General features: G+C 37.4%; 24 protein-coding genes, 1 rRNA gene and 2 other annotated features. All 25 genes read left to right on the top strand.

The features are described from left to right. A 5S ribosomal RNA gene (rrf, locus tag ACVWY7_RS26190) occupies positions 1 to 103 on the top strand; the annotation flags it as partial. A 206-nt stretch (positions 104 to 309) separates the two neighbouring features. Continuing rightward, positions 310 to 771: a transcriptional regulator CtsR gene (gene ctsR / locus ACVWY7_RS26185; RefSeq protein ID WP_001244563.1), complete on the top strand. Its 462-nt coding sequence runs from the start codon at positions 310 to 312 to the stop codon at positions 769 to 771. 174 nt (positions 772 to 945) lie between these two features. Next, positions 946 to 1494, top strand: a complete 549-nt coding sequence (locus tag ACVWY7_RS26180) for a UvrB/UvrC motif-containing protein (RefSeq protein ID WP_000128391.1) — start codon at positions 946 to 948, stop codon at positions 1492 to 1494. Positions 1495 to 1498: 4 nt separating this feature from the next. Then, entirely contained in the window at positions 1499 to 2563 is a 1065-nt protein-coding gene (locus tag ACVWY7_RS26175; RefSeq protein WP_000050832.1) for a protein arginine kinase, read from the top strand. A 22-nt stretch (positions 2564 to 2585) separates the two neighbouring features. Then, entirely contained in the window at positions 2586 to 5021 is a 2436-nt protein-coding gene (gene clpC / locus ACVWY7_RS26170; RefSeq protein WP_000971179.1) for an ATP-dependent protease ATP-binding subunit ClpC, read from the top strand. 96 nt (positions 5022 to 5117) lie between these two features. Beyond that, complete coding sequence (radA, locus tag ACVWY7_RS26165) at positions 5118 to 6494, top strand: DNA repair protein RadA (RefSeq protein ID WP_001085212.1); 1377 nt, start codon at positions 5118 to 5120, stop codon at positions 6492 to 6494. Positions 6495 to 6497: 3 nt separating this feature from the next. Next, positions 6498 to 7571, top strand: a complete 1074-nt coding sequence (gene disA / locus ACVWY7_RS26160; RefSeq protein ID WP_000392170.1) for a DNA integrity scanning diadenylate cyclase DisA — start codon at positions 6498 to 6500, stop codon at positions 7569 to 7571. A 160-nt stretch (positions 7572 to 7731) separates the two neighbouring features. Next, a complete protein-coding gene (locus ACVWY7_RS26155) occupies positions 7732 to 8841 on the top strand; it encodes a PIN/TRAM domain-containing protein (RefSeq protein WP_000919684.1) in 1110 nt (369 codons plus the stop codon). A gap of 16 nt (positions 8842 to 8857) precedes the next feature. Further along, entirely contained in the window at positions 8858 to 9538 is a 681-nt protein-coding gene (gene ispD, locus ACVWY7_RS26150) for a 2-C-methyl-D-erythritol 4-phosphate cytidylyltransferase (protein ID WP_105990023.1), read from the top strand. A gap of 114 nt (positions 9539 to 9652) precedes the next feature. Next, positions 9653 to 10129: a 2-C-methyl-D-erythritol 2,4-cyclodiphosphate synthase gene (ispF, locus tag ACVWY7_RS26145; RefSeq protein WP_073525555.1), complete on the top strand. Its 477-nt coding sequence runs from the start codon at positions 9653 to 9655 to the stop codon at positions 10127 to 10129. An 89-nt stretch (positions 10130 to 10218) separates the two neighbouring features. Further along, positions 10219 to 11676 (top strand): glutamate--tRNA ligase, encoded by a 1458-nt coding sequence (gene gltX, locus ACVWY7_RS26140; RefSeq protein WP_000415154.1) that lies wholly within the window; start codon positions 10219 to 10221, stop codon positions 11674 to 11676. 47 nt (positions 11677 to 11723) lie between these two features. Beyond that, positions 11724 to 11969 (top strand) — a binding site (T-box leader). Positions 11970 to 12105: 136 nt separating this feature from the next. After that, on the top strand, positions 12106 to 12771 hold the full coding sequence (gene cysE, locus ACVWY7_RS26135; protein ID WP_000476500.1) for a serine O-acetyltransferase: 666 nt from the start codon (positions 12106 to 12108) through the stop codon (positions 12769 to 12771). Further along, a complete protein-coding gene (gene cysS / locus ACVWY7_RS26130) occupies positions 12752 to 14149 on the top strand; it encodes a cysteine--tRNA ligase (protein WP_000152268.1) in 1398 nt (465 codons plus the stop codon). The genes cysE and cysS overlap by 20 nt, the downstream gene beginning before the upstream one ends. A 2-nt stretch (positions 14150 to 14151) precedes the next feature. After that, a complete protein-coding gene (locus ACVWY7_RS26125) occupies positions 14152 to 14559 on the top strand; it encodes a Mini-ribonuclease 3 (protein WP_000564261.1) in 408 nt (135 codons plus the stop codon). Continuing rightward, complete coding sequence (gene rlmB, locus ACVWY7_RS26120) at positions 14556 to 15299, top strand: 23S rRNA (guanosine(2251)-2'-O)-methyltransferase RlmB (protein WP_000093759.1); 744 nt, start codon at positions 14556 to 14558, stop codon at positions 15297 to 15299. Before ACVWY7_RS26125 ends, rlmB begins: the two co-directional genes overlap by 4 nt. A 3-nt stretch (positions 15300 to 15302) precedes the next feature. Further along, entirely contained in the window at positions 15303 to 15815 is a 513-nt protein-coding gene (locus tag ACVWY7_RS26115; RefSeq protein ID WP_000997883.1) for an NYN domain-containing protein, read from the top strand. A gap of 67 nt (positions 15816 to 15882) precedes the next feature. Beyond that, positions 15883 to 16539, top strand: coding sequence for an RNA polymerase sporulation sigma factor SigH (locus ACVWY7_RS26110; RefSeq protein WP_000387199.1), 657 nt, complete (start codon positions 15883 to 15885; stop codon positions 16537 to 16539). 131 nt (positions 16540 to 16670) lie between these two features. Further along, positions 16671 to 16817 carry a 50S ribosomal protein L33 gene (rpmG, locus tag ACVWY7_RS26105; protein ID WP_002070160.1) on the top strand — a complete coding sequence of 49 codons (147 nt, stop codon included), beginning with the start codon at positions 16671 to 16673 and terminating at the stop codon, positions 16815 to 16817. 32 nt (positions 16818 to 16849) lie between these two features. Further along, positions 16850 to 17029 carry a preprotein translocase subunit SecE gene (gene secE / locus ACVWY7_RS26100; RefSeq protein ID WP_001241321.1) on the top strand — a complete coding sequence of 60 codons (180 nt, stop codon included), beginning with the start codon at positions 16850 to 16852 and terminating at the stop codon, positions 17027 to 17029. Between the two features lie 131 nt (positions 17030 to 17160). Continuing rightward, positions 17161 to 17694, top strand: a complete 534-nt coding sequence (gene nusG / locus ACVWY7_RS26095; protein WP_000415794.1) for a transcription termination/antitermination protein NusG — start codon at positions 17161 to 17163, stop codon at positions 17692 to 17694. 167 nt (positions 17695 to 17861) lie between these two features. Further along, complete coding sequence (gene rplK, locus ACVWY7_RS26090; protein ID WP_001085872.1) at positions 17862 to 18287, top strand: 50S ribosomal protein L11; 426 nt, start codon at positions 17862 to 17864, stop codon at positions 18285 to 18287. A gap of 177 nt (positions 18288 to 18464) precedes the next feature. Then, positions 18465 to 19157: a 50S ribosomal protein L1 gene (gene rplA, locus ACVWY7_RS26085; protein WP_002020168.1), complete on the top strand. Its 693-nt coding sequence runs from the start codon at positions 18465 to 18467 to the stop codon at positions 19155 to 19157. Positions 19158 to 19206: 49 nt separating this feature from the next. Next, positions 19207 to 19350: a sequence feature (ribosomal protein L10 leader region), on the top strand. 39 nt (positions 19351 to 19389) lie between these two features. Next, a complete protein-coding gene (rplJ, locus tag ACVWY7_RS26080; protein WP_000048716.1) occupies positions 19390 to 19890 on the top strand; it encodes a 50S ribosomal protein L10 in 501 nt (166 codons plus the stop codon). A 67-nt stretch (positions 19891 to 19957) separates the two neighbouring features. After that, entirely contained in the window at positions 19958 to 20317 is a 360-nt protein-coding gene (rplL, locus tag ACVWY7_RS26075) for a 50S ribosomal protein L7/L12 (RefSeq protein ID WP_000159736.1), read from the top strand. 76 nt (positions 20318 to 20393) lie between these two features. Beyond that, complete coding sequence (locus ACVWY7_RS26070) at positions 20394 to 20993, top strand: class I SAM-dependent methyltransferase (protein ID WP_000763292.1); 600 nt, start codon at positions 20394 to 20396, stop codon at positions 20991 to 20993. The last annotated feature ends 54 nt before the right edge of the window (positions 20994 to 21047 follow it).

Genomic DNA, 21047 nt, shown 5'->3' with positions numbered 1-21047 from the left:
GCAGAGAGGTCACACCCGTTCCCATACCGAACACGGAAGTTAAGCTCTCTAGCGCCGATGGTAGTTGGGACCTTGTCCCTGTGAGAGTAGGACGTCGCCAAGCAACTAAACACGAGTCAAATGACTCGTGTTTTTTCGTGTTTTCTTTTATAATCCATAGTAATAAAAAATGTGTTTAAATAATTATTATTTTGATTAAATATAGGGGAATGTGGCTAGGATAGTAAATAAGCAAAAGAGTTGCAAATTTTATTAATACGTATATAATTAAAGTCAAAGATAGTCAAAGTCAATAAAGGTGGCGGATAAATGAGAAATATATCTGATATCATTGAGCAATATCTAAAGCAAGTTATTGACTTAAGTAATAATAATGTGATTGAAATCAAAAGAAATGAGATTGCGGATCGATTCGAGTGCGTACCATCTCAAATCAATTATGTAATCAATACCCGTTTTACGTTAGAAAGAGGATTTGTAGTAGAAAGTAAACGTGGTGGAGGAGGTTACATTCGCATTATAAAAGTCAAACTGCATGATGATATAGACATTATTGATCAAATGCTTCATATGATTGATCATAGCGTTGCGCAAGGGAATGCAGAAAGTATGATTATACGTTTAATAGAAGAGGGAATCATAACAAATCGTGAAGCTAAGCTTATGTTAAGCGTACTAGATCGTTCTGTATTATCAATGGATGTTCCTTCTCGAGATGAACTTAGGGCTCGAATATTATGCGCAATGTTAAGAACACTGAAATATAAATAAATACAGCTTTTGTAAAAGGATAATAACTAAGAGGATAAGATAGCTAAATATTGTAGAGGTTTTGAAAAAAGAACACGCACTTTTATGTAAACGAATAAAGGAAAGTGAACAATCTAGTAATGTATGAAAAGTACTATGAGATAGATCGTTCCTGTTGTAAAGGTGGGGATAGTGATGACTTGTCAAAACTGTAATATAAGACCAGCAACTTTACATTATACAAAAGTAATCAACGAGAAGAAGGCGGAAGTTCATCTTTGTGAGCAATGTGCAGAACAAAGTGGCTATACGTCTTTCTTTCAATCATCGCAGTCTAACTTTTCATTCCATGATTTATTTGCTGGGTTATTGCACGGTGAATCAACAATGTTTGAAGAAGGAAAAAATGGGTTTTCGAATACGAGTATATTAAGATGCCCAGATTGTAAGATGACATATGAACAATTTACAAAGGTTGGGCGCTTTGGATGTGCTTCTTGTTACGATACATTTAAGGAACACTTAAAGCCATTATTAAAACGTCTTCACGGTGGGCATACAGATCATTGTGGAAAAATTCCGGAGCGTATAGAAGGAAATATTCACTTAAAGAAAGAATTAGATGAACTAAAACTCATTCTGAAACAATACGTACAGAAAGAGGAATTTGAGAAAGCTGCTGAAGTAAGGGATAAAATTAGAAATCTTGAAAATCAGCTTAGTGAGCATAGAGAGGGGGAATAGTTCTATGTCACTGGACAAAATTATGAATGAAGCGATTAGTCCATGGATGAAGGGGGATGGCCCTGATTCTGATATTGTTTTAAGTAGTCGAATTCGTTTGGCTCGTAATTTTAAAAAATATCAATTCTCTACTATGCAAAATGAAGAAGAAACTAAACAGATTCAAGAATTATTTAAAAAGGAATTTATAAATAAAACGGTAGAACCTTTTGGAGAGTTTGAACTATTAAAAATGAATGAATTAACGCCTCTTCAAAGGAGAGTATTAGTTGAAAAGCATTTAATTAGTCCCAACCTTGCAGGAACAGAATATGGAGCGTGTCTATTGTCAGAAAGCGAACATATTAGTGTTATGTTGAATGAGGAAGACCATATTCGGATTCAGTGCTTATTTTCAGGATTGCAGTTATCAGAGGCCCTTCAAAGTGCCAATCAAATAGATAATTGGATTGAGAAAGAGGTTGAATATGCTTTTGATGAATCACTTGGATATATTACGAGTTGTCCTACTAACGTTGGTACAGGACTTAGGGCTTCCGTAATGATTCATTTACCGGGACTCGTTTTAACGAAAAGAATTAGCCGTATTATACAGGTAATTCAAAAATTAGGATTAGTAGTAAGAGGAATATACGGTGAAGGTAGCGAAGCGTTAGGTAATATATTTCAAGTGTCAAACCAAATGACGCTAGGAAAATCTGAAGAAGATATTATTGCAGATTTAAAGAGTGTTATTCAACAAATCATACAGCAAGAAAAAATGGCTAGAGAATTAATTGTACAAAATTCAAGTATTGAACTTGAAGATAAAGTTTATCGCTCTTATGGCATACTAGCCAACAGTCGTTTAATTCAATCTGCGGAAGCAGCCAATTGCTTATCAGATTTACGACTTGGTATTGATTTAGGATATATACAAGGTATATCGAGAAATATTTTGACTGAGCTAATGGTTCTTACACAACCAGGCATTTTACAACAATATGCAGGAGGACCTTTAGGCCCAGAAGAAAGAGATTATCGAAGAGCAACCTTAATCCGTGAGCGATTACGTATTGAAAAAAACTAAGCGCAAGTAGGAGGCGATTTCTATGATGTTTGGAAGATTTACAGAAAGAGCACAGAAAGTATTAGCTTTATCTCAAGAGGAAGCAATTCGTATTGGGCATAACAATATTGGAACAGAACATATTTTACTTGGGCTTGTACGCGAAGGTGAAGGAATTGCAGCAAAAGCGTTGATTGCTCTTGGATTAAGTCCAGAGAAGGTTCAAAAAGAAGTAGAAGCGTTAATCGGACGCGGAACAGAAGCTTCTCAAACTGTACATTATACACCGCGTGCTAAAAAGGTTATTGAGCTGTCTATGGATGAAGCTCGTAAATTAGGTCATTCTTACGTTGGAACAGAACATATTTTACTTGGTTTAATCCGCGAAGGTGAAGGGGTAGCGGCACGCGTTTTAAATAACTTAGGTGTTAGCCTAAATAAGGCAAGACAACAAGTATTGCAACTTCTTGGAAGTAATGAAGCAAGTTCAGGTCACCAAGGTGGTTCTTCAACAAATGCAAATACACCAACACTTGATAGCTTAGCACGTGATTTAACAGTTGTGGCACGTGAAAATCGTTTAGACCCTGTTATTGGACGTGGTAAAGAAATTCAACGTGTAATTGAAGTTTTAAGCCGTAGAACAAAAAACAATCCTGTATTAATCGGGGAGCCTGGTGTAGGTAAAACGGCAATTGCGGAAGGATTAGCACAACAAATCGTAAATAATGAAGTTCCTGAAACTTTAAGAGATAAGCGTGTTATGACACTAGATATGGGTACAGTGGTAGCTGGAACGAAATACCGTGGTGAATTTGAAGACCGTTTGAAGAAAGTAATGGATGAAATTCGCCAAGCGGGAAATATCATTCTATTTATTGATGAACTTCATACATTAATTGGTGCAGGTGGAGCAGAAGGTGCTATTGACGCATCGAATATTTTAAAACCATCTTTAGCTCGTGGGGAATTACAATGTATCGGGGCGACAACGTTAGATGAATATCGCAAATATATTGAAAAAGACGCAGCTTTAGAGAGACGTTTCCAACCAATTCACGTTGATGAGCCAAGTTTAGATGAATCAACTCAAATTTTGAAAGGTTTACGCGATCGTTATGAGGCACATCACCGCGTATCTATTACAGATGATGCAATTGATGCAGCTGTAAAGCTTTCAGATCGTTATATTACAGATCGTTTCTTACCAGATAAAGCAATTGATTTAATTGATGAAGCTGCTTCAAAGGTTCGCTTACGCTCCTATACAACACCACCAAATCTAAAAGAGCTTGAAGTGAAGCTTGAGGAAATTAGAAAAGAAAAAGATGCAGCTGTACAAAGTCAAGAGTTTGAAAAAGCTGCTTCCTTACGTGATATGGAACAACGTTTACGTGAGAAGTTAGAAGATACGAAGCGTCAATGGAAAGAACAACAAGGAAAAGAAAACTCAGAAGTGACAGTAGAAGATATTGCAAATGTTGTTTCTACATGGACTCGTATCCCGGTTTCTAAACTTGCACAAACAGAGACTGATAAATTATTAAACTTAGAATCCATCCTTCACGATCGTGTTATTGGTCAAGATGAAGCGGTAGTAGCTGTAGCGAAAGCTGTTCGCCGTGCTAGAGCAGGATTGAAAGATCCGAAACGTCCGATTGGCTCATTTATTTTCTTAGGACCAACAGGTGTAGGTAAAACGGAGTTAGCAAGAGCGTTAGCAGAATCTATGTTCGGTGATGAAGATGCAATGATTCGCATCGATATGTCTGAGTACATGGAGAAGCATTCTACTTCTCGTTTAGTTGGATCTCCTCCAGGGTATGTTGGATATGAAGAAGGTGGACAATTAACAGAAAAGGTTCGCCGTAAGCCATATTCAGTTGTCCTATTAGACGAAGTAGAGAAAGCTCATCCTGATGTGTTTAACATTTTACTACAAGTATTAGAAGATGGTCGCCTAACAGATTCGAAAGGGCGTACAGTTGATTTCCGCAATACAATTGTTATTATGACATCTAACGTTGGTGCAGAGGCGTTAAAACGTAATAAGCATCTTGGATTTAACGTACAAGATGAGAGCCGCGATTATTCGGATATGAAAGGTAAAGTAATGGATGAGCTGAAAAAAGCCTTCCGTCCAGAATTCTTAAACCGTATTGATGAAATTATCGTGTTCCATATGCTTGAGAAAAAACATATTCAAGAGATTGTAACACTTATGGTAAATCAGTTAGTAAATCGCTTAAAAGAGCAAGAAATTGAATTGCATTTAACAGAAGGAGCAATTTCGGCTATTGCTGATAAAGGGTTTGACCGAGAGTACGGTGCTCGCCCGCTTCGTAGAGCGATTCAGAAACATGTAGAAGATAGACTATCCGAAGAACTGTTAAAAGGTGCTATTGAGAAAGGACAGAAAGTTATCTTTGATGTTGAAGGAGAATCATTTGTCATTCATAGTGCTGAAAAGGTAAAATAAGTATAGACAAACTAAGAGGGCTACGAGATAGCCCTCTTTCTTGTACGAGAAGGATAAACTGTTTATAGATGAAAGTGAAGTGAACTATAAAACGATATGGCTAAAAAGAAAACAAAATTCACATGTCAAGAGTGTGGTTATCAGTCACCAAAATATATGGGGAAATGTCCTGGATGTGGTCAATGGAATACGCTTGTTGAAGAGATGGAACCGGTTGTATCATCAAGACGCCTTAATTATGCCAATGCAATTCAAACAGAAGTAACAAAACCAAGGCGCCTAACAGAAGTGGAAACAAAGTCTGAGGCGCGTATTGAAACAAAATTCCAAGAATTTAACCGTGTACTTGGTGGTGGGATTGTAGATGGATCCTTAGTACTTATTGGTGGAGACCCCGGGATTGGAAAATCAACGTTACTATTACAAATATCATCGCAATTAGCGGATTCTTCATATGATGTACTATATATATCGGGTGAGGAATCAGCAAAACAGATTAAACTGCGTGCCGATCGTCTACATGTAAATGGTAGTAATCTATTTGTTGTATCAGAGACGGATTTACAGCGAATTGCAACACACATTGAAGAGGTGAACCCAGCCTTTGTTGTTATTGACTCTATTCAAACAATACATTTACCTGAGGTAACATCAGCGCCGGGGAGTGTGGCACAAGTTCGTGAATGTACAGCGGAATTAATGAAACTTGCAAAAACGAAAGGAATCCCTATTTTTATCGTTGGACATGTGACAAAAGAGGGAGCAATTGCAGGACCTCGTATGTTAGAACATATGGTCGATGCAGTTCTTTATTTTGAAGGAGACCGTCATCATACATACCGTATTTTGCGAGCAGTAAAGAATCGCTTTGGTTCTACGAATGAAATGGGTATTTTTGAAATGAAAGAACTTGGTCTTGCAGAAGTATTAAACCCTTCTGAGATTTTCCTTGAGGAAAGACCAGTGGGGGTTGCGGGATCAACAGTGGTTGCTTCAATGGAAGGAACAAGACCAGTTTTAGTAGAAATACAAGCATTAATCTCTCCTACTAGTTTTGGAAACCCTCGAAGAATGGCAACGGGAATTGATCATAACCGTGTATCGCTTATTATGGCGGTGTTAGAAAAAAGAACAGGCTTATTATTGCAAAATCAGGACGCATATTTAAAAGTAGCAGGTGGTTTGAAGTTAGATGAACCAGCTATTGATTTAGCTGTCGCTTTAAGTATAGCTTCAAGTTTCAGAGATAAATCTACAGCACCAACCGATGCAGTAATAGGAGAAGTAGGATTAACTGGAGAAATAAGAAGAGTATCAAGAATTGAACAACGTGTACAAGAAGCAGCTAAATTAGGATTTCAACGTGCTATTATTCCTAGAAAAAATTTGGGAGGATGGACAATTCCGGATGGGATTGAGGTAGTTGGTGTATCTAATTTAGGAGAAGCGCTTCGTTTGACATTAGGAGGCTAGGCTATGGAAGAAAACAAGCAACGTGTCAAAAGTATGATTAATATTTTACAACTTGTGGCCCCGGGAACACCACTGCGCGAAGGGATAGATAATGTACTTCGCGCACAAACAGGAGGATTAATTGTTCTTGGATATAATGAGCAGATTAAAAGTATTGTTGATGGAGGTTTTCATATTAATTGTGCATTCTCCCCGGCTAGTTTATACGAATTAGCAAAAATGGATGGGGCACTTATTTTAAATGAAACTGGAAGTAAAATTTTGATTTCGAATGCACAGTTAGTTCCAGAGTCATCTATCGACTCTATCGAGACGGGTATGCGCCACCGGACGGCGGAGCGTGTAGCAAAGCAGACAGGCAGCCTTGTTGTGGCTATTTCACAAAGACGTAACGTAATTACGCTATATCAAGGGAATTTACGTTATACACTAAAAGATATAGGTGTTATTTTAACAAAGGCAAATCAAGCTATTCAAACGTTAGAAAAATATAAGGCTGTATGGAATGATGGAATTACGAATTTGGGTATTCTAGAATTTGAAGAGGTTGTTACAATGTCCGAGGTCGTTCATGTTTTACATAGTGTTGAAATGGTACTACGTATTAAAAATGAAATATTGAGCTATATTCATGAATTGGGAACAGAAGGTAGGTTAATTCGTTTACAACTTACGGAACTACTAGCCGATTTAGAAGCAGAAGCGGCGCTATTAATTAAAGATTACTATCAAGAAAAAACACAAGACCATCATCAAATTTTGAAAAAGTTACAAGAACTTGCGAATACACAACTTCTAGAGGATAGTGATTTAGTTAAATTGCTTGGATACCCGGGACAAATGAGTTTAGAAGAAAGTGTGACGCCGAGAGGATACCGAATCACAAGTAAGATTTCGCGTGTTCCACCACTTATCATTGAAAATTTAATTAATCGATTTAAAACTTTGCAAGGCGTTTGTCGTGCAACGATTAATGAATTAGATGATGTGGAAGGAATTGGGGAAGTCAGGGCGAAGAAAATACGAGAAGGCCTAAAAAGAATTCAAGAGCATCTCTATATGAGTAGACACAATTAAGAATATTACATTGATTCCATAATATAACGACACTAGAACATTTTTGGTATATGATATGATATATTGGTAAATAAAACTATTTATAAAAAAACACGTCCGCTTTTGCATTCGGCGTTTTGATTAGCGAAACAATGGTTAATAATGAGTAGGAGGTGGTTGGATGTTAAAACGGATTGTACAGCTCTTCTTTTTAGTAATCGGAGGAGCGTTAGGGATTTACTTAATCCCAAAAGTTATTAACGTATTAGACATCGGTGCCGTTCCTTTGTTGGAAGGATCGTATGTTCGTGCAATTATTGGTGCAATTATTTTATTTTTAACAACATTTTGGCTTGTAGATTATATTGTTCAACTTATTAAGCATATTGAAGAGGCTCTTGTAAAAGCGCCTGTAGCAGATGTTTTATTTGGTACATTAGGTTTAATCTCTGGGCTTATTGTTGCGTATTTAATTTTAATACCAATTCGTGAATTTACAATTCCAGTTATTAGTACAGTGTTGCAAGTGTTCTTTACTCTTTTACTAGGATATTTAGGATTCCAAGTAGGGTTTAAAAAGAGGAATGAATTGCTAGGGTTATTTACATTACCACAACGTGGGAAGAAGAAAAATAATAATAGCGAGAATGAAGAACCAGAAAATGAGGTAGAAGAATCTTTAGCACATTGGAAAATTCTCGATACAAGTGTAATTATCGATGGACGTATTGCTGATATTTGCCAAACAAAGTTTTTAGAAGGAACAATTGTCATTCCACAATTCGTGTTAGAAGAACTTCAGCACATTGCCGATTCTTCTGATGCTTTAAAACGTAATCGTGGTCGCAGAGGATTAGACATTTTAAATCGTATTCAAAAAGAGATGCCGATTCCGGTAGAAATTTATGAAGGCGATTTTGATGATATTCAGGAAGTGGATAGCAAACTTGTAAAGTTGGCGAAAATCACTGGTGGAACGGTAGTAACGAATGATTTCAACTTAAACAAAGTCTCTGAATTACAAGGGGTAACAGTGTTAAACATTAACGATTTAGCTAATGCAATTAAACCTGTTGTACTCCCAGGTGAAGAATTAAGTGTTTATGTTGTAAAAGATGGAAAAGAACAAAATCAAGGTGTGGCATATTTAGATGACGGCACGATGATTGTAGTAGAAGATGGTAGAGAATATGTAGGCTCACAACTTGATGTACTTGTTACGAGTGTGTTACAAACATCGGCGGGGCGCATGATTTTTGCCAAACGTAAATTATTAGAAAAAGCATTGTAAGTAGAGGATTATTAATATGTATACATTAATTATTCCAGCAGCTGGTCAGGGAAAGCGGATGGGTGCTGGCAAAAATAAGTTGTTCTTACTTATTAATGAAGTACCGATTATTGTGCATACGTTACGTGCTTTTGAAAAGGATAAAGCATGTAAAAATATTATTATGGCAATTAACGAAGAAGAGCGTCCATATTTTGAAGAGTTAATGCAGAAGTATCCGGTTGAAAAGCCAGTACAATTTATTCAAGGTGGAGCTGAAAGACAAGATAGTGTATATAATGCGATTAAGCATACGACTGATGTTGAGTATGTTCTTGTACATGACGGTGCGCGCCCGTTCGTAACGAATAAAGTAATCCAAGATGTATTAACTGCAGCAGAAAAATATGGAGCTTCCATTTGTGCGGTGCCAGTGAAAGATACTGTTAAGAAAGTAGAGCAGGGTGTTGTTGTCGAAACGGTAGAAAGATCGCAACTTAAAGCTGTACAAACACCGCAAGGGTTCTCTGTTTCGCTTTTGTTAGAAGCTCATAGAAGTGCGAAGCAGAGTTGTTTCCTTGGTACAGATGATGCAAGTCTCGTAGAACGTATCGGGAAGCAAGTAGGTGTAGTAGAGGGGAGTTACTATAATATTAAAGTGACGACCCCAGAGGATTTACTAATTGCTGAAAGTTTTCTTCACGTTCAAAAGAAATGATAGCAATGATTATAGCGAAGAAAAGCTCGGCAACGGCCGGGCTTTTCTTTATAAGGATAGCGATATAATATAGAATCATAAAGCTCAGTAGTTTAGCTCGAGGAGGATGTAAAAATGTTTCGAATTGGACAAGGTTTTGATGTGCATGAATTCGCGGAAGGTAGACCGTTAATTATTGGTGGAATTACAATTCCACATGAGAAAGGATTAATCGGTCACTCTGATGCAGACGTATTATTACATACAATCGCGGATGCGTGTTTAGGTGCAATTGCAGCAGGAGATATCGGGAAACATTTCCCTGATACAGACCCAGCCTTTAAAGATGCTGATTCAGCTGTATTGTTGCAAAAGGTTTGGGAGTTTGTGCGTGAACAAGGTTATGAATTAGGGAATTTAGATTGTACAATTATTGCTCAAAAGCCGAAAATGGCACCACATATTGAAAGTATGCGTAAACGCATTAGTGAACTATTAGAAACGTCTATTGATAATGTCAATGTAAAGGCAACAACAACAGAAAAATTAGGATTTACAGGTAGAGAAGAAGGAATTGCTTCTCAAGCAGTTGTTTTATTACAGAAAAAATAATGGTTTTTAATTCGTAAGATGGATAATCACATTTTTTTGGTGTACAATTATAGAATGTGTTGACATTAAGAATGGAAGGTGTACCAATTATGGAAAAGCAAGTGAGAGTGCGCTATGCGCCAAGTCCAACAGGACACTTACATATCGGAAATGCGCGTACGGCATTATTTAATTATTTATTTGCTCGTCATCAAGATGGTAAGTTTATTATTCGTATTGAAGATACTGATGTAAAACGTAATGTTGCTGGTGGAGAAGAAAGCCAATTAAAATACTTGAAATGGCTCGGTATGGACTGGGATGAAGGTGTTGATGTTGGTGGTGAATTTGGACCATATCGTCAAACAGAGCGTTTAGATATTTATAAAAAGTTATATGAAGATTTATTAGAGCGTGGTTTAGCTTACAAATGTTATATGACAGAAGAAGAGCTAGAAGCAGAACGCGAAGGGCAAATTGCTCGTGGTGAAACACCTCGTTACGCAGGTAACCACCGTGATTTAACTGAAGCGCAAGTGAAAGAATTTGAAGCTGAGGGACGTATTCCAAGTATTCGTTTCCGCGTACCAGCTGACCGTGATTACACATTTAAAGATATTGTAAAAGATGAAGTTGCATTCCATTCAAATGATTTCGGTGATTTCGTTATCGTGAAAAAAGATGGGATTCCAACTTATAACTTTGCAGTAGCAGTAGATGATCACTTAATGGAAATTACACACGTACTTCGTGGTGATGACCATATTTCAAACACGCCAAAACAAATGATGATTTATGAAGCTTTCGGTTGGGATATTCCGCAATTCGGTCATATGACTTTAATTGTAAATGAAAGCCGTAAAAAATTAAGTAAGCGTGATGAATCTATTATTCAATTTATTGAGCAATATAAAGAGCTTGGATATCTTCCAGAAGCAATCTTTAACTTTATTGCACTACTAGGTTGGTCGCCAGTAGGAGAAGAAGAAATCTTCTCTCAAGAAGAGTTTATCAAAATGTTTGATGCAGCTCGTTTATCAAAATCACCTGCATTATTTGATTCTCAAAAACTAAAATGGATGAACAACCAATATATGAAAAAGCAAGATTTAGATACGGTGGTAGAATTAAGCTTACCGCATTTAGTGAAGGCTGGACGTATAGGTGAAACTTTAAGTGAACAAGAACAAGCTTGGATTCGTGATGTAATTGCGTTATATCATGAACAAATGAGCTTTGGAGCTGAAATTGTAGAGCTTTCTGAAATGTTCTTCAAAGATCACGTTGATTATGAAGAAGAAGGACAAGAAGTATTAAAAGGTGAACAAGTACCAGAAGTACTTCGTGCATTTGCTGGTCAAGTAGAAGCACTAGAAGCTATGGAACCGGCAGCAATTAAGGCGGCTATTAAAGCGGTTCAAAAGGAAACAGGTCATAAAGGTAAAAACTTATTTATGCCAATCCGTGTTGCAACTACTGGTCAAACACATGGCCCAGAGCTTCCTAATGCTATTGCACTTCTTGGAAAAGAAAAAGTTTTAAATCGTCTTCAAAAAGTAATTGGTTAACATTTTCTAGGTTTAGAAATATAATAAGTATACTTAAAACCTAATAAGGAAAAGCGACGAGAAGGAGAAGTAGAAAATCAGGCTTTTTACAGAGAGAACCACCTTTAGGCTGGAAGTGGTTTATAAGCGGATTTTTGAAATGCCCCTTCGAGTCTTCTGCTGAACAGCAAATTGCTTTGCAAAACGTCTTAGGGCGTAAAGTAAGCAGAAGCGGTGTACACCGTTATCAGAGATGAGTTTGAGGCTTTTTTAGCCTAAACAGAGTGGAACCGCGCTTATAAGGCGTCTCTGTCAATATGACAGAGGCGTCTTTTTTATACCGTAAAATTGGTATGAGTATAAGTCTTATCCACGTGTATAAAGATTTAGGGGGATAAGTAGGGAGTTAGTTCACTCGAAAAAGCAGCCCATAAAGGGGAGGGAACGTCGATGTTTAAGAGGCTTCGGGAAGATATTGAAGTCGTTTTTGAACAGGATCCAGCGGCAAGAAGTTATTTCGAAGTCATTTTGACTTACTCTGGATTACATGCAGTTTGGGCCCATCGAATTGCACATGCTTTTTATAAAAAGAATTTCTTCTTTATTGCACGTTGGATCTCACAAGTTAGTCGTTTCTTTACTGGCATTGAGATTCATCCAGGAGCAACAATTGGTCGTCGTTTTTTCATTGACCATGGAATGGGGGTTGTAATTGGAGAAACGTGCGAAATTGGTGATAATGTAACGATCTACCAAGGAGTTACATTAGGTGGTACAGGTAAAGAAAAGGGAAAGAGGCACCCTACAATTCAAGATAATGTATTAATTGCAACGGGTGCTAAAGTACTAGGTTCTATTACAGTTGGAGAGAATTCTAAAATTGGAGCAGGTTCTGTCGTATTGAAAGAAGTCCCTGCACATTCTACAGTTGTAGGTATACCTGGCCGAGTCGTTATTCAAAATGGAGTAAAGATCGGTCAAGAATTAAATCATTCCGACCTTCCAGACCCAATTTTTGATAAATTAAAGGTCATGGAAGTAGAACTTGATAAATTGAAAAAACAACTTGAAGTAAAGGTAGAAAGGAAGGATAAAAATGACTATTCACATTTATAATACGTTAACACGTCAAAAGGAAGAGTTTACTCCATTAGAAGAAAATAAGGTAAAGATGTATGTATGCGGACCTACAGTTTATAACTATATTCACATTGGGAATGCAAGACCACCTATGGTATTTGATACGGTGCGTCGTTATTTAGAATATAAAGGGTACGATGTACAGTATGTATCTAACTTTACTGACGTAGATGATAAATTAATTAAAGCAGCAAATGAATTAGGTGAAGATGTGCCGACAATTGCGGACCGTTTTGTGGAAGCGTATTTTGAAGATGTAACGGCACTAGGTTGCAAACATGCAACAGTTCACCCGCGTGTAACGGAAAATATGGATATCATTATTGAATTTATTCAAGAACTTGTGAATAAAGGATATGCATATGAATCCGAAGGGGATGTGTACTTTAGAACGAAGGAATTCGAAGGGTACGGTAAATTATCACATCAACCAATTGCGGACTTACGTCACGGCGCGCGTATTGAAGTAGGAGAAAAGAAACAAGACCCTCTTGATTTTGCTTTATGGAAAGCTGCGAAAGAAGGAGAAATCTTCTGGGAAAGCCCTTGGGGTCAAGGTCGCCCAGGCTGGCATATCGAGTGCTCGGCAATGGCGCGTAAATACTTAGGGGATACAATTGATATTCATGCTGGTGGTCAAGACTTGGCATTTCCTCATCATGAGAATGAAATCGCGCAGTCTGAGGCGTTAACAGGAAAAACATTTGCACGTTATTGGATGCACAATGGATATATTAATATTAATAATGAGAAAATGTCTAAGTCACTTGGGAACTTCATTTTAGTTCACGATATTATTAAGCAATATGATCCGCAGTTAATTAGATTCTTTATGCTATCAGTACATTATCGTCACCCAATTAATTTCAGTGAAGAGTTATTACAAAGCACAAATAACGGACTGGAAAGAATTAAAACGGCTTACGGTAATTTAAAACACCGTATGGAAAGTAGTACGGATTTAACAGATCATAATGAGAAATGGTTAGCTGACCTAGAAAAATTCCAAACTGCATTTGAAGAAGCGATGAATGATGACTTCAATACTGCTAATGCAATCACTGAGTTATATAATGTTGCAAATCATGCGAATCAATATTTACTGGAAGAACATACGTCCACAGTGGTAATTGAAGCATATGTAAAACAGCTTGAAACATTATTTGATATTTTAGGATTAGAATTAGCGCAAGAAGAGTTGCTTGATGAAGAAATTGAGGCACTTATTCAAAAACGCATTGAAGCTCGTAAAAATCGTGATTTTGCATTATCGGATCAAATTCGCGATGATTTAAAAGACCGCAACATTATTTTAGAAGATACCGCTCAAGGTACAAGATGGAAAAGAGGATAAGAATGATTGATGCAAAGCAATTAAACAGCTTAGCGTTAGCATATATGGGTGATGCGGTATATGAACAATATATCCGCTATCACCTACTTCAAAAAGGAAAAGTTCGTCCTAATCAGTTGCATCGATTAGGGACAAGCTTTGTTTCGGCAAAAGCACAGGCGAAAGTTGTTTATCATTTATTAGAGACAGCATTTTTAACTGAGGAAGAAGAAGCGGTACTGAGAAGAGGGCGTAATGCAAATTCAGGTACTGTTCCGAAAAATACGGATGTACAAACATACCGACATAGTACAGCCTTTGAAGCGCTGATTGGCTATCATCACTTATTAAATAATCGTGAAAGATTAGACGAAATTGTATATAAGGCAATTGCTGTTTTAGAAGAAAAGGAAGGGGGCACATCATCATGAGTAGTGAATATATTATTGGACGTAACCCTGTAATTGAAGCGTTACGATCAGGGAGAGATATTAATAAAATTTGGATCGCAGAAGGTGCTGCCAAAGGACAAGTACAAATTGTACTAGCGCTAGCGAAAGAAAATAAGATTATTTTACAACATGCACCAAAAAAGAAATTAGATCAATTAGTTGAGGGAAACCATCAAGGTGTAATTGCTCAAGTGGCCGCATATCAATATGCTGAGCTAGAAGATCTATTCAAAGTAGCAGAGAAGCGCAATGAAGATCCGTTCTTCTTAATTTTAGATGAAATTGAAGACCCGCATAACCTAGGTTCTATTATGCGTACTGCGGATGCAACAGGAGCTCATGGAATTATTATTCCGAAAAGAAGAGCTGTGGGACTTACAGCTTCAGTTGCGAAAGCATCTACCGGGGCAATTGAATATATTCCTGTTGCACGTGTAACGAATTTATCTCGTACAATCGATGAATTAAAAGAACGTGGACTTTGGATTGCTGGTACAGATGCAAAAGGGAAAACAGATTACCGTAATTTAGATGGTAAAATGCCAATTGGATTAGTAATTGGAAGTGAAGGAAAAGGTATGAGCCGTATTATTGGTGAAAAATGTGATTTCTTAATTACTTTACCGATGGTTGGTAAAGTTACATCCTTAAATGCTTCAGTGGCCGCAAGTTTGTTAATGTATGAGGTATATCGTAAACGTAACGAAATTGGTAAATAAAAAATGAACGATATTTTAATCGTTGACGGTTACAACATTATTGGAGCTTGGGGAGACTTGAAAAAACTACGGGATGTAGATTTGCAATCATCAAGAGATGCACTGATTGATAAGATGGCGGATTACCAAGGTTACACAGGTACAAAGGTAATGATAGTTTTTGATGCTTATACAGTCCACGGTATTGAAAAAAAGATGAAACAATCGCGTGTGGAAGTTATATTCACGAGGAAGAATCAAACTGCAGATGAAAAGATAGAGCAACTTGCAATTGAGCTTAGGAATATAAATACGCAAATATATGTTGCGACTTCTGATTATACGGAACAATGGGTTATATTTGCTCAAGGTGCGCTCCGGAAATCTGCGCGGGAATTAGAGCTGGAAGTACAAGCGATGGAGCAACAAGTAAGAAGGCGTACACAAGACACAAAAGAAAAGCAACCTGCTATGCGAAAGATATTTAGCAAGGATATTACAGAAAAGTTAGAAAAATTAAGAAGAGGAGAGCGTTGAAGCATTGACGCTCTTTGTCTTTTTACTGTATAATATTTCTAAATAAATAGCGGTCGGAGGGATCAAGGTGGAAGCAGGCTTCGTAAGTGTAGGCGACGTTACATTTCGTGATTTAGAAGATGAGGCAATCGTTGAGTTAGTTCGAAAAGGTAATACTGACGCTCTAGAATATTTGATTCACAAATATAAGAACTTTGTTCGCGCGAAATCGAGATCTTATTTCTTAGTGGGTGCCGATCGAGAAGATATTGTTCAAGAAGGTATGATTGGATTGTTTAAAGCGATTCGTGATTATAAAGAGGACAAGCTGTCTTCATTCAAAGCATTTGCTGAACTGTGTATCACTCGACAAATTATTACCGCTATTAAAACAGCAACCAGGCAAAAGCATATTCCGTTAAATTCGTATGTGTCTTTAGATAAACCGATTTATGACGAGGAATCCGATCGGACATTATTAGATGTTATTTCGGAAGCGAAGGTAACTGATCCTGAAGAAATGATTATAAGTCAGGAAGAATATACCGACATAGAATCTAAAATATCTGAATTATTAAGCGATTTAGAAAGAAAAGTGCTTTCTTTATATCTAGACGGTCGTTCTTATCAAGAGATTTCGGAACAGTTAAATAGACATGTGAAATCTATTGATAACGCTTTACAGAGAGTGAAGCGGAAATTGGAACGCTATATGGAAATGAGAGAGAGTACCACTTCAAATTAATAACAAGAGCTACAGGTGTAAAAAATCACCTGTTTTCTTTTTGTAGAGAGTACAAAAGGCATGTCATTGACATTGTCTTTTATTGTATGATACATTTTTAGGGACATAATGTTACAAGGTTGGTGTAACTAATGAGGAAAAAAGTTGTACTCTCATGTGAAGAGTGTAAAAATCGAAACTACTCTACGATGAAAGATACGAGCTCAGTAGAGCGACTTGAAATAAAGAAATTTTGTAAAACATGCAATCAGCATACAGTTCACAAGGAAACAAAATAAATAATTGAAATAATACACTGGAGGTCCCGTAGATGCGTTTAACGAACTTTTTCGGCGATGTAGGTCGCGAAATGAAAAAAGTAAGTTGGCCTAAAAAAGATGAATTACTCCGTTCAACAGCGACTGTTATCGCTACAGTTGTCTTCTTTGCGATTTTCTTCGCAGTAGTTGATATGGGCATTTCTTCTTTAATTCGGTTAATTCTTGGTTAATTCTTGAATAAGAAGCACTTATCCATGATATAATGTTATTTATAAGAACTGTGTAAAAGCCCGGTGAACGGGTTTTTTCATTTGCGCAAAAAAATGTACGTCAGGGAGGGAAGGACGCTCGTCCTAAATGAATGGAAAAAAGTTGGTATGTTGTCCATACTTATTCTGGATATGAAAATAAAGTAAAAGCAAACCTAGAGAAACGTGTAGAATCAATGGGTATGCAAGATAAAATTTTCCGTGTTGTTGTCCCGGAAGAAGTAGAAGTAGAAATGAAAAACGGTAAAGAAAAATTAATGAAAAGAAAAGTGTTCCCAGGTTATGTATTAGTAGAATTAATCATGACTGATGACTCTTGGTATGTTGTACGTAACACGCCGGGTGTAACTGGGTTCGTTGGCTCTTCTGGTTCTGGATCTAAACCATCACCTCTATTAGAAGAGGAAGTTGTTACCATTATGAAACATATGGGAATGGACAACGAAGTGGTTGATTTCGACTTTGAACTTCATGAGACAGTACGTGTAAATGAGGGACCATTCGCAGATTATACAGGTGCTATCGAAGAAATTGATGTGGAGAAGAAGAAGGTTAGCGTACTTGTGGACATGTTTGGTCGCGAGACTCCAGTTGAACTTGACTTCCATCAAATTGAAAAATTATAAAATGAAACTTGAAATGAATTGTAAAAAGTGATAATATCTTTTAAGTCAGTACGTCTTCGTTATCGGAGACGTTTTTTGAAAGATTTTATCCTTACAGATAAAATATGACGTGGGAGGGCAAATCACTGTCCAATTGACCACATCACGGACTTAAGGAGGTGTGTCTCGTGGCTAAAAAGGTAATTAAAATGGTAAAACTTCAAATTCCTGCAGGTAAAGCTAACCCAGCTCCACCAGTTGGTCCAGCATTAGGACAAGCAGGTGTTAACATCATGGGCTTCTGTAAAGAGTTTAACGCTCGTACAGCAGATCAAGCTGGTCTTATCATCCCTGTTGAAATTACGGTATTTGAGGACCGTTCATTCACTTTCATTACTAAAACTCCTCCTGCTGCTGTTCTTCTTAAGAAAGTAGCTGGTATTGAGTCTGGTTCTGGTGAACCAAACCGTAATAAAGTGGCAACTGTTAAGCGTGATAAAGTACGCGAAATCGCTGAAACTAAAATGCCTGACCTAAACGCTGCTAGTGTAGAAGCTGCAATGCGTATGGTTGAAGGTACTGCACGCAGTATGGGCATCGTTATCGAAGACTAATTCGATTTGTTTTTTAAAAAAGGTTGCGGGTCTGGAATTCCAATTCGCAACCTTTATTATCGTAAATGATTATCGTTTTTAAATAAATGGATGGCGCGCATCCTCAGGTTATACCTGAAAATAAGCGTAAACGTGGGAGGTTATTCCGCTAAAACCACATTCGAGGAGGAAATAAAAATGGCTAAAAGAGGTAAAAAGTACGTAGAAGCTGCAAAGCTTGTTGATCGTGCAGCTGCTTACTCTGCAACAGAAGCAGTAGAATTAGTAAAGAAAACAAACACAGCTAAATTTGATGCAACTGTAGAAGCTGCATTCCGTTTAGGTGTTGACCCTAAGAAAGCTGACCAACAAATCCGTGGTGCAGTTGTTCTTCCACACGGTACTGGTAAAGTACAACGTGTATTAGTATTCGCTAAAGGTGAAAAAGCTAAAGAAGCTGAAGCTGCTGGAGCTGACTTCGTAGGCGATGCTGATTACATCGGTAAAATCCAACAAGGTTGGTTCGATTTCGATGTAGTAGTAGCAACTCCTGACATGATGGGTGAAGTTGGTAAACTTGGTCGCGTATTAGGACCTAAAGGTTTAATGCCAAACCCTAAAACTGGAACAGTTACTTTCGATGTAACTAAAGCTGTTAACGAAATCAAAGCTGGTAAAGTTGAATACCGCGTTGATAAAGCTGGTAACATCCACGTTCCAATCGGTAAAGTATCTTTCGAAGATGCTAAATTAGTAGAAAACTTCAGAACAATTGCTGACACTTTACAAAAAGTTAAGCCAGCTGCTGCAAAAGGTACTTACATGAAGAACGTAACAGTTGCTTCTACAATGGGACCTGGCGTACGTGTAGACGTTTCTACATTAGCGTAAATTTTGGAAGTTGACTTCATAAAGAAGTTCTAATATAATCATTTATGTTGTGAATTTAATTAGTGTACCGTAGACAGTAGGTGTCAATAGACTTAATTTCCTACCTAGGTGTTAATATACGAAGCGGAATTTTTTTCTGTGACTATATGCCTCCATGTCTACAAGTTGGGCATGGAGGTTTTTAGTGCACTTTCGGTACATCTTCTATATAATCTACAGGAGGTGTAATAACATGAGCAAAGTAATCGAAACTAAACAACAAGTTGTAACTGAAATCGCGGACAAACTTCGCGCTAGTAAATCTACAATCGTTGTTGACTACCGTGGTTTAACAGTTTCTGAAGCAACAGAATTACGTAAGCAATTACGTGAAGCTGGCGTTGAGTTCAAAGTTTACAAAAACTCTCTAACTCGTCGTGCTGCAGAATCTGCTGAAATGGCTGAGTTAAATGAATTCTTAACAGGACCAAACGCAATCGCGTTCAGTAACGAGGATGTAGTTGCTCCTGCGAAAGTATTAAACGACTTCGCTAAAGATCATGAAGCTTTAGAAATTAAAGCGGGCGTAATCGAAGGTAAACTTGTAACACTTGATGAGGTTAAAGCTATCGCTACTCTTCCATCACGTGAAGGCTTACTTTCTATGCTTCTTAGCGTTCTTCAAGCTCCAATCCGTAACCTTGCACTTGCTACTAAAGCAGTTGCAGATCAAAAGGAAGAGCAAGGCGCTTAATTTTTTAAAAGATAATTACGTATTATCGATAAAACAATACAAACCTATTTAAGGGAGGATATTTACAATGACTAAAGAACAAATCATTGAAGCAGTTAAATCTATGACTGTATTAGAACTTAACGACTTAGTAAAAGCTATCGAGGAAGAATTCGGCGTAACTGCTGCTGCTCCTGTAGCTGTTGCTGGTGGCGCTGGAGAAGCTGCTGCTGAGAAAACTGAATTTGATGTGGAACTAACTAGCGCTGGTGCACAAAAAATCAAAGTTATCAAAGTTGTTCGTGAAATCACTGGTCTTGGCTTAAAAGAAGCTAAAGAATTAGTTGACAACACTCCAAAAGTAATCAAAGAAGCTGCTGCTAAAGAAGAAGCTGAAGAAATCAAAGCTAAACTTGAAGAAGTTGGCGCTGCTGTAGAAGTTAAGTAATTAACTTTTGATGCTTTAAAAAAAGCTCGCTCTCATGCGAGCTTTTTTTTTAACTGTAAAGAAAAGAGGTGGCCATATGGCAGACCATTATTTTTCTAACGACCCTTCTAGTAAAAGTGACCGTAAGCGGTGGGGATTTACCCTTCGTGGATCTCAATTTACTTTCTTATCTGACCATGGGGTGTTCTCGAAAAACGAAGTGGACTTTGGTTCTCGTCTTTTAATTGAAGCGTTTCAAGTGCCAGATATTAAAGGTGATATATTAGACGTAGGTTGTGGATATGGGCCAATTGGTTTATCGTTAGCGAAAGAGTTTCAAGACCGTAAAGTTCACATGGTGGATGTGAATGAAAGGGCGCTTGAGCTTGCGAAAGAAAATGCCGCTAACAATAAAATTGGAAATGTGCACATTTTTCAAAGTAGCGTCTATGAAAACGTAGATGGTATGTATGCTGCTATTCTATCTAATCCTCCAATTCGTGCAGGTAAAGATGTCGTGCATGAGATTTTAGAAAAAGCTGTAGAACATTTAGTTCCGGGTGGAGAGTTGTGGATTGTTATTCAAAAGAAGCAAGGTGCACCATCTGCACTGAAGAAACTAGAGGAAGTATTTTCTGAAGTCGAAGTTGTAGAAAAGAAAAAAGGATATTATATCATAAAATCAAAAAAACGTTGACGGTTATTTTTGGCTATGTTAACATTATACAATGCCAATATATGATTTTCTGCG

It is taken from the genome of Bacillus sp. TE9106W (genome assembly GCF_054062215.1).
The sequence above is the reverse complement of the archived record's forward strand: the minus strand, read 5'-3'. Positions and strand labels throughout refer to the sequence as shown.